The organism is uncultured Veillonella sp. (genome assembly GCF_938010505.1).
In the GTDB taxonomy this organism is placed as follows: Bacteria; Bacillota; Negativicutes; order Veillonellales; family Veillonellaceae; genus Veillonella.
Genome location: NZ_CALLVP010000113.1, coordinates 1 through 10,033, shown reverse-complemented (window position 1 = coordinate 10,033; position 10,033 = coordinate 1). Strand labels below are relative to the sequence as shown.

Annotated in this window: 7 protein-coding genes; 4 read left to right on the top strand and 3 right to left on the bottom strand. The window is 38.1% G+C overall.

Translation table 11 applies throughout. The features are described from left to right. Both mnmG and rsmG read left to right on the top strand, forming a co-directional pair. On the top strand, window positions 1-1,746 hold a 1,746-nt coding region (gene mnmG, locus Q0507_RS06970), incomplete at its 5' end, for a tRNA uridine-5-carboxymethylaminomethyl(34) synthesis enzyme MnmG (protein WP_298714335.1). A 119-nt stretch (window positions 1,747-1,865) separates the two neighbouring features. Further along, window positions 1,866-2,618, top strand: a complete 753-nt coding sequence (gene rsmG / locus Q0507_RS06965; protein ID WP_298714332.1) for a 16S rRNA (guanine(527)-N(7))-methyltransferase RsmG — start codon at window positions 1,866-1,868, stop codon at window positions 2,616-2,618. Window positions 2,619-2,920: 302 nt separating this feature from the next. Here the strand turns inward: rsmG and Q0507_RS06960 are convergent, their stop codons facing one another. The 3 genes from Q0507_RS06960 to Q0507_RS06950 are packed head-to-tail and all read right to left on the bottom strand — an operon-like array spanning window position 2,921 to window position 7,051. Next, the gene (locus Q0507_RS06960; protein WP_298714337.1) at window positions 2,921-3,778 is read right to left on the bottom strand and encodes a methylenetetrahydrofolate reductase; all 858 of its coding nucleotides are present in this window, start codon (window positions 3,776-3,778) and stop codon (window positions 2,921-2,923) included. Between the two features lie 21 nt (window positions 3,779-3,799). Then, a complete protein-coding gene (locus Q0507_RS06955; RefSeq protein ID WP_298714327.1) occupies window positions 3,800-6,235 on the bottom strand; it encodes a homocysteine S-methyltransferase family protein in 2,436 nt (811 codons plus the stop codon). Between the two features lie 48 nt (window positions 6,236-6,283). Then, the gene (locus Q0507_RS06950) at window positions 6,284-7,051 is read right to left on the bottom strand and encodes a methionine synthase (protein ID WP_298714324.1); all 768 of its coding nucleotides are present in this window, start codon (window positions 7,049-7,051) and stop codon (window positions 6,284-6,286) included. Between the two features lie 1,101 nt (window positions 7,052-8,152). Between Q0507_RS06950 and Q0507_RS06945 the strand changes: the two genes are divergently transcribed. Next, window positions 8,153-8,920 (top strand): ParA family protein, encoded by a 768-nt coding sequence (locus tag Q0507_RS06945; protein WP_298714322.1) that lies wholly within the window; start codon window positions 8,153-8,155, stop codon window positions 8,918-8,920. Between the two features lie 117 nt (window positions 8,921-9,037). Then, window positions 9,038-9,967, top strand: a complete 930-nt coding sequence (locus tag Q0507_RS06940) for a ParB/RepB/Spo0J family partition protein (protein WP_298714319.1) — start codon at window positions 9,038-9,040, stop codon at window positions 9,965-9,967. Window positions 9,968-10,033: the final 66 nt, after the last annotated feature.

The following is a 10,033-nucleotide window of genomic DNA, read 5'->3' as shown; positions in this document are numbered from 1 at the left end:
GCGCTTATGCCGTGCAACCCTGCCGTGGGTGGTCCTGGTAAAAGCCATCTTGTTTTAGAGGTTGACGCATTGGGCGGTCAAATGGGTATTAACGCGGATGCTACGGCAATCCAAATGCGTATGCTCAACATGGGTAAAGGCCCTGCCGTTCATTCTTTGCGCTGCCAATCCGATAAAATTAAATACCAACATTTGATGAAACAAACCGTAGAAAATACGGAGAACCTCAATGTTAAGCAAATCATGGTGACAGAGCTGAAGGTTGAAGATGGCAAAGTAACAGGTATCGTCACAGAGCTTGGCGAGTTCTACGGCGCCAAGGCGGTAATTCTTTGTACGGGTACCTATTTAAAAGGTAAAATCCTTATTGGCGATATTGATTACGTCGGCGGTCCCAATGGACAACGGGTGGCTGAAGTATTTTCTCAATCCTTGTTAGATAATGGCATTGAGTTAATGCGCTTTAAAACAGGTACACCGGCACGTGTCGATAAACGTACTTTAAACTTTGAAAACATGGTGGTTCAAGAAGGCGATACACATCATCACTCCTTCTCCTATATGGATGAATGGATCAACCGTAACGAAGACGTATGTTGGTTGACGTATACTAACGAAAAAACTCATGAAATCATTCATAGTAATATTCATCGTGCTCCAATGTACAGCGGTAAAATCGAAGGCGTTGGCCCTCGTTACTGCCCTTCTATCGAAGATAAGGTGGTACGCTTTGCCGATAAAGAACGCCATCAACTCTTTGTCGAACCTGAAGGTACAGGAACAAATGAAATGTACGTACAAGGTATGAGTACCTCTCTTCCAATGGATGTACAATATGCGTTCTTACGTACCATCCCAGGCCTTGAAAATGTTGAAATCATGCGCCCTGCCTATGCTATCGAATACGATTGCTTGAACCCAACGCAATTGACGCCAGCGCTTCAAGTGAAACATATTGAAGGCCTCTACTCTGCTGGTCAATCCAACGGTACATCTGGTTATGAAGAAGCTGCTGCCCAAGGCCTTATGGCTGGTATCAATGCAGCATTGTGGATTCAAGGCAAAGAGCCTTTCATTCTTGCTCGTTCCGAAGCGTATATCGGTGTTCTCATCGATGATCTCGTAACAAAAGGTACAAATGAACCATACCGCATGATGACAAGTCGTAGCGAATATCGTTTATTGCTTCGTCAAGACAATGCAGATATGCGTCTTACGGAAAAAGGCCGTGCAATCGGTCTTGTAAAAGACGATCGTTGGGCTAAATTTACAGCAAAAAAAGCTAATATTGAAGAAGCGATGGAGGTTTTACAAAATACACCTGTAAATCCATCCAAAGAAACGCAAGCCTTGCTTGAATCATTGGGCACTGCACCTATTAAAACGGGTATTCATGCGTATGACTTGGTAAAACGTAACGAACTCTCCTATGCTATCGTAGCCGATGCATTTGGTTTGAAACGCTATACACCTGACGTGGAGGAAGCTGTCGACATTTCCATTACCTATGAAGGATACATCAAAAAGCAAATGGACCAAGTCGATAAAGTTCGCAAACTAGAAGAAAAAATTCTTCCAAAAGAATGGGACTACACAGAAATTAAGGGCATTTCTCTTGAAGCGCAACAAAAGCTCAACAAGATACGCCCTCACTCCATCGGCCAAGCAAGCCGTATCTCTGGCGTCTCCCCTGCGGACGTGTCTGTTCTATTAATTCAACTTGAACAATACAACAGAAGTAAATAAAATAGCATGTAATAACATGAATTTAAGTAATAACATGCAATTTATATGAACTTTTTTAAGAAATATTTCCTACAGATCTTATTGTCGAATAAACACTAGATAATTCATTAGGAGTACTTATGAAAGAAAAATACGATGTGCCTATAGCATCTCTGTCTGAATTTGTTTCATATATGATGGAGCAAATGAGTCATTTTGGTTTGCCCTGTACGGAAGAGCAAGCAAAAGACTTTTACTTGTATTATGCACGTATGATTGAAACAAATAAATATCTTAATCTAACGGGTATCACAGACATGAAAGAGGTTGTGGTTAAGCATATGATTGACTCTCTCTCCTGTTATGATCCTGAAATCATCAAATCTGGCATGTCCATTATTGATGTCGGTACGGGTGCAGGCTTCCCGGGTATTCCATTGGCTATCTATGATCGTAGCCTCAAGGTTACCTTGTTTGATTCTTTAAAAAAACGCCTTACCTTTTTGGAATCGGTTATAGATGAACTAAAACTGACGAACTGTACTACTTTACATGGTCGTGCAGAGGATTTGAGCCATCAAGATTACCGTGAAAGCTATGATATTGCCACCAGCCGTGCGGTGGCACGCTTGCCGATTCTCTTAGAATGGACTGTGCCTTACGTGAAAGAAGGCGGCTACGTAGTTGCTTTAAAAGGCGCTATCTACGAAGAAGAAGTTGGTGAATCTAATAAAGCCCTTAATACACTTAAAGCTACTATCGAAGAAGTAAGAACCGTTACATTACCAACCTTGGACGATAAACGAGCAATCCTGTATATAAAGAAAACGGGGAAAACACCAAAACAATACCCACGAAAACCAAAAGACATTAAAGATAAACCATTAGTATAATTTTTACTAATACATATGGCGTAAAAACCTAATAAAAACTTATAATACTATACAAATACAAAAAGAGGATGCAAATCTTATATTTGCATCCTCTTTCCTTTTCATTAAGAATGACTTAGCTCGTTTTCTATCCCCCTCCCCACTACCTATTAAATGATATCGTTTACAACAACATTATAAGGAGGAGTTATTTTGATATAGGATTAATTAGTTTAAATGAAAATAGAATACCTTTCCCTAAGGACGACTTAGCTCGCTTTGGAGTCCGTGGGAAAGGTATTCTATGCAAACATTAAAATGATTTATACGTGGTCAATAATATGTAACGTTGTATCGATATCATTTAAAGGCATAATATGTACGCCTGAAGCAATTTTCTTGATTTGTTCAAGTGTTTCGATAGCGATTTCTGTACCCGCTTCCTTGCCGCCTTTTTCTACGCGGTCCAAGATTTCTTGAGTAAGGTTGATTCCAGGTACTTTTTCATGGAGATATGTAGCCATTTTGAAGCTTTTAAGTGGAATCAAGCCGAGCATGATAGGCACATTGAACTCAGACATCTTATCGATGTAGCGCTTTGCTTGTTCTAAATCGTAAATCGGTTGTGTTTGTACGAAGTGAGCACCGTTTTGAATTTTAGCAGCCAATTTTTGGCGTTCAATTTCTAAATCTGGTGCCCCAGGATTGCCAGTGGCGCCGATGTAAAAGCTTGTAGGAACGTCTAAGTCGTTACCTGCCAAGTCTTTGCCTGCATTTAATGTCTTAGCGATATTGAGCAAGCCCATACAATCGACTTCGAATACGGATTGTGCAAATGGATGGTCCCCATTATCTGGTTTATCACCAGTAAGGGTCAAAATGTTGTGCACGCCCAACGCTGCTGCGCCAAGCAATTCGGATTGCAAACCGATAATATTGCGGTCGCGGCATGTAAGGTGGAAAATAGTTTCGATCTCTTTGTTGTGTTGCAACAAGTAAGAAAGAGAAATTGGGCTCATGCGCATTTTGGACATAGGGCTGTCAGCGATATTGATAGCATCCACATTCCCTTTTAAACGAGCCGCTTGTTCAAAAATCTTTTCCGCAGAACTACTTTTAGGCGGATCCAATTCAACAGTAATGGTAAACTGCCCTTGTTGATGTTTCTCTCTTAATGTCATCATGTACCTCGTTACTATAAATTATTTTTCTAATGTTTCAAAGAAATCGTTAGCGTGGTTAACCGCAGCGATACCATCTTTAGCGTAGATATCTGCGCCCGCTTGGTCTGCGTAGTCTTGAGATACTACGGCGCCGCCAACCATGACTTTAGTTTTAAGGCCTGCTGCACGGATAGCAGCGATGGTATTGTCAATTTGTGGCATTGTAGTAGTCATCAAGGAACAAATACCTACGAGGGCCGCTTTGTTATCTTTAATGGCTTGCACGATAACTTCTGGGTCAACGTCTTTACCGAGGTCGACAATTTTGTAACCGTTGTTTTCGAGCAAGGCTGCTACGATATTTTTACCTAAATCGTGGATGTCGCCTTTAACTGTAGCTACAACGACCGTGCCTTTATCTAGGCTTTCACTAGCAGGAATAATTTCTTTTATGGTGTTGAAAGCAGCCTGCATTGTTTCCGCCGCAAGCATTACTTGTGGCAAGAATAGTTTACCAGAACTAAACTTGTCCCCTACTACGTTCATCGCTTCAGATAAGCCTTTTTTCGTAATATCTAATGGATCCATGCCGTCAGCTAAGGCTTTCTTTACAAGCTCAACAATGGCTTCCTTCTCCCCTTGCTCTACGCAAGCGCGGATATTTGCTAAAGGATCATTGCTATCGAAGGATTTTTTCTCTGGACCTTTAGGTGCAGCGTTACCAGGAGCACTTGTTTCGTCTTCGTAGCCGTATTCTTTAATGAACTCAGCAGAACCTGGGTCCCAACCTAAAAGCGTTGTACTGGATACAAATGCTTTTTTTGCTGGATAATTTAGAGGGTTCATAATCGGTGTTGTTAAGCCACATGCAAGAGCCATTGTTAAGAATTGACCATTCAAATATGGACGTTGTGGCATACCGAAGGAAATATTGGACAAGCCCATTATTGTTGGGAAGCCAAATTTTTCTTTATATAACTGTAGTGTACGCAATGTTTGACGAGCACTATCTTCACCGCTGGCGAGCGTTAATACCAATGGATCGAGTAATAAGTCATGTGGTTGAAGACCATAACCATACGCGCGATTTACGATGCTTTCAGCTAAAGCAACGCGGTCCTCTGCTTTTTCAGGAAGGTCACCACTGGATAATGGCAAGCAAAGCAATGCTGCACCGTATCGCTTAGCTAAAGGCATAACTTGAGTGATGGACTCCTCTTCCCCATTTACGGAGTTAATAAGCGCGCGGCCTGGGTAGTTTTTAAGAGCTACCTCCATAGCTGCTGGGTCCAATGTATCGATAGACAATGGCGTTTCAACGAGCATGGATAATTCAAAGATTGCTCGTTCCATCAATGGAGTTTGGTCCATGCCAGCTACGCCCATGTTTACGTCGAGGATGTCTGCCCCCGCCTCTACTTGATCTAAGGCATCGCGCTTTACACGAATGAAAGAGCCGTCGCGTAATTCTTGAGCGAGAACTTTACGACCTGTTGGGTTAATACGTTCACCAATGATAAGCGGTTTTGTATTGTGACCTAATTCTAACAATCTAGTACGGCTTGTAATAATTGTTTTAGGTTCGATATGAGCACGCTTTTTAGGTGTATGTGCTTTTACGGCATTGGAAATAGATTGGATATGAGCTGGTGTCGTACCGCAGCAACCACCAACATAACTAGCGCCTGCATCAACGATATCAAGCATCAATGGTCCCATTTCTTCTGCTGTAAGTGGGAATACAGTTTGTTTATTAATCAGTTGTGGCATACCGGCATTTGGTTGACAGCTGATTGGTAAGTTTGTAACGCTTGCAATCTCTTCGATTAGCGGTGTGATTTGTTCAGGTCCTAGAGAACAGTTAATACCGATGATATCAGCACCAATAGCTTCAACGATTGAAGTTGCTACAGCTGGCGGTGTACCAGTAATAGTACGTCCATCTTCACTGAAAGAAAATTGACAGATGATTTGTACATCTTCTTTTGTTTTCCTTGCTGCTTCGCGAGCATCTAAAGATGCTAATAAAGCGGCACGCATTTCTTGTACGTCAATAATGGTTTCAATGATGATGAAATCAACACCACCTTCGATTAAAGCCTCGGCTTGCTCGCGGTATGTGTCGTAAATATCATCAAAGCTCATATTGCCTAATGGTTGTAAGAAACGACCTGTAGGACCCATAGAGCCAGCTACACGAGCAGATGGTTTAACTTCTGCAATCGATTCTTTGGCTACTTTTACAGCAGCAATATTTATTTCTCTTACACGATCTTGTAAGTCATAATCTTCTAGTTTAAGCCCACAAGCGCCGAACGTATTTGTTGTGATTACATCACTGCCATGTTGTAAGTATTGAGCATGAATATTCTTTACAACTTCCGGTCTTTCTACGTTAAATAGCTCCGGGCAATAGCCCTCTTCTAAGCCTGCAGCTTGAAGCATTGTGCCCATAGCACCGTCAAATATATACATAAACATCTTCCTTTAATATTTTAAAATTAAAATGTTTCACGTGAAACATCACTCTGTTGGTTGACCTTTCATAGCGATGCCAGAAATATCGGCAGTAGTTTTGCTACTATCCTCTTCTCCCCTATCTTGGTCGTTAACTGTTGCTTTCTTTGGTAATTTACGAGAAGCGCAGTCTTGTTGTGAACAAGATGTACAACCTCTTTTTGTTTTAATATCTTCATTTGCTGGCATTAAACCAATAATAGCTGTTACAGATTTACGTGGGAATAATAAATAGTTCTCTGTAACTTGTAAGCCAATTAGCTCGGTTTTAATAATTTTAGCTAATTCAGGTTGAATCTCTAGTGGCCAATTGCCATAACCAGGACTAAAACGCCATGTTGGCTTATACCCCTGTTTCTTAGCAATCGTATTGATTACTTCGTTTACCTGATCAGCTACCTGCTCTACTGCAGTTGTAGCAGCTGCATCAAGTAATAAACCCACCGTATAGTTACCTTGTTTAAATAACTGCTCACTACGAATTTCTACATCTTCACCTACTGTTACGCCTAACACGTATACCTTAGTAGATTTTTCTAAGTGTTTTTCAATAATAGACCCTTCAATTTTAAGCGGTGGATTACTTAAAATAGTTTTTGTTTCTGCATCGTAATCATATTCTTGATATACACCCTTAGGTGTTGCTAATAATTGGATTTCCTTACATGCTTCGTCAACATAGTTTTGTGGGAAATCCTCAGCGTGACGAAGTCCTGCGTATCGTTTTACTTCTGCTTTATCGATGGCAGGAAGCATTCCGTTATAGATGGGCATTGAAACGCCTCCTCTTCAAAATAAAAAGCTCTGCGTATCCGTAGAGCGTTTGCTTACTATTATTTATTGTGTATATAAATCTTATAAAATAATTACTTTTGAATAAATGATATTAAAAATTATCAATCTAATTACTATCTAGTTAATAGTATATAGATATGAAGAATGCCTGTCAAAGCATATGGAGCCTATATTCTCATATAATTTAGTGTTATATAGATATAGTTTCAAGCTATATCAAAATACTTTTTGATTGCAAAAGTTATTAACAGTAATTAATAGTAATATTCTGAATAATATAATGTATTTTTTGATCGTTTGATGTATAAATAATATGCTATAAGAATATATTAATTCTTTCACGTGAAACAATTTATTAGATATAGTTCTAATACAGGGTTATAAATGCTTAATAATATAATGTCTTGCCGATGAAAAATGCTTACTTGCTTATGCTCTATTTTTTATTAGCTTTATAAAAGTAATGAAACAATTTATATAGTAAAATGATGTAAAATATTTTTTGTATATATTTTACTGTTGGCATATGTTTGTATTGAAAGAATGTTTTTTTACTATAAAATTTTTTGTACGCTTTTTAAATTAATGATCTAGTATTAGAATTTTAATTTTTAAATGTTTCACGTGAAACATTGGCTTACAAACTTTATAGATTTTTTGGTATGATTTTTTATTTCTTGTAATAAAAATATTTACAGCAAAACATTGTTTCACGTGAAACAATATTAAACATAAATATATTAGAAGTTAAGTTATACAGTATGTAGTTATACCATATTATTTGTTGTGAAGTATTTATTGTAATGTCAATATTAATTATTGCTATAGTTATAGCATTATATTTGTTTGTATTAGCAACTATTATATCTGTTTGTATTAGCAATTATTATATCTGTTATATAAACTATATTAAAAAATCGATTTGTTAATAAGATGTTTAGCATAATATAAATAAAAGTAGAATAATAACATAGTTGATAAATAAATATATAAGAATTTGATTTGTAATTACCATAATTATCGTTATTTTATGTTATAATAAAAAAGAAATATTTTGAACGAAGATGTGAGGTGAATTAAGTGGGCAAAGTTATAGCTATTACTAATCAAAAAGGCGGTGTTGGTAAAACTACAACATCAGTAAATTTAAGTGCTTGTTTAGCTGATGCTGGTAAAAAGGTCTTGCTTGTAGACTTAGATCCGCAAGGTAATGCTAGTTCTGGTTTAGGCATTGAAAAAGATGATTTAGAGCTTTGTGTGCATGATGTTCTAATTGATGGGGAACCTATTGCTGATATTGTTCAGTCTACAATGCTTAAAAACCTATTTGTGGCGCCCGCAACAATTCAATTAGCTGGTGCTGAGGTAGAGTTAGTTTCCGTTGTTTCACGTGAAACAATGTTGAAAAAAGCGTTGGCACCAGTGCGTGATGAATATGATTTCATTGTCATTGATTGTCCGCCATCTCTTGGATTGCTTACTTTAAATGCTTTCACCGCAGCTGATAGTGTGCTGATTCCTATTCAAACTGAATTTTACGCATTAGAAGGGGTTAGTCAGTTAGTTAAAACAATAACAATTGTACAACAAACATCTAATAAAGATCTAGAAATCGAAGGCGTATTGTTGACTATGTTTGATGGTCGTACAAATTTATCTATTCAAGTAGCTGATGAAGTTAAGAAGTTCTTTGGCAGTAAAGTATATAAAACAATTATTCCTCGTAATGTACGCCTTAGTGAAGCTCCTAGTTATGGGGAGCCAATTATTGTATATGATGCAAAGTCTAAAGGTGCTGATGTATATACGAAGCTAGCTAAAGAGGTAATCAAAGCGTCTAAGGCTTAATATACATCTAAAGTTTAATATAGAAGCTTAACAAAATAGTTATGTGATATTTGATGCTGGATTTTACTTATATGTAAAATAATAAATAGATCTGTAAGGTCGAGAGAGGTTAGTTATATGCCAAGAGAAGTAAAAAGCAAGAAAAGTAAAGCGTCCGGATTGGGGAAGGGCCTTGAGAATTTAATGAAAGTTGACTCTGTAGAGTCTGTATTGCCTGATAAGGAGATACATGAACTGCCGATTTCTGAGCTAGTTCCAAATGTAGATCAACCTCGTAAAACGTTTGACGAAGACAGTTTAGCTACATTAGCAGAATCGATTAAGAATCTTGGTATTTTCCAACCTATTGTTGTTCGCAAACAAAATAATAAATACCAAATTGTAGCTGGTGAGCGCCGCTACCGTGCTGCTAAGATTGCTGGATTGAAAACAGTACCAGTTATAGTAAAAAAATATAATACAGAAGAGATGACAGAGGTTGCTCTTGTAGAAAACTTACAACGGGAAGGTTTGGATCCAATTGAAGAAGCATTGGCTTACCAAGGCTTGATGGATACCTATAAACAAACCCAAGAAATGATTTCTGCTCGACTTGGTCGTAGTCGTTCTTATATTGCTAATATGGTTCGTCTTTTAAAATTATGTGATTCTGTACAAAAAGATCTTATAGAAGGTGATTTGACTGTTGGTCAAGCTCGTCCATTATTGGCGTTAAGAAGTGCAGCTCAACAAATAGAAGCAGCTGAACGGATTAAAGAAGGGGAGTTAAGTGCTAGACAGGCAGAGGTTCTTGTTAAGTCTATGCAAAACAAATCGCCTAAAACTAAAGCTGGGAAACCACAAAGTACGGCAGAAGTTCGTGCTTTAATGGACCGCTTAAAACTGAGTCTAGGATCTCCTGTGAATATCAAGTTCCGTGCCGGCAAAAAAGTACAAGGCAAAATTGAAATTGCCTTCTCCTCTGAAGCAGAACTAGAAAGACTTATTGCATATATGGATGGTCAAGATCAAACAGAAGATACTGTAACAATGGAGTTTAGAGTATAATTGGCTAGCAATAGCAATAGCAATAGCAATAGCAATAGCAATAGCAATAGCAATAGCAATAGCAAT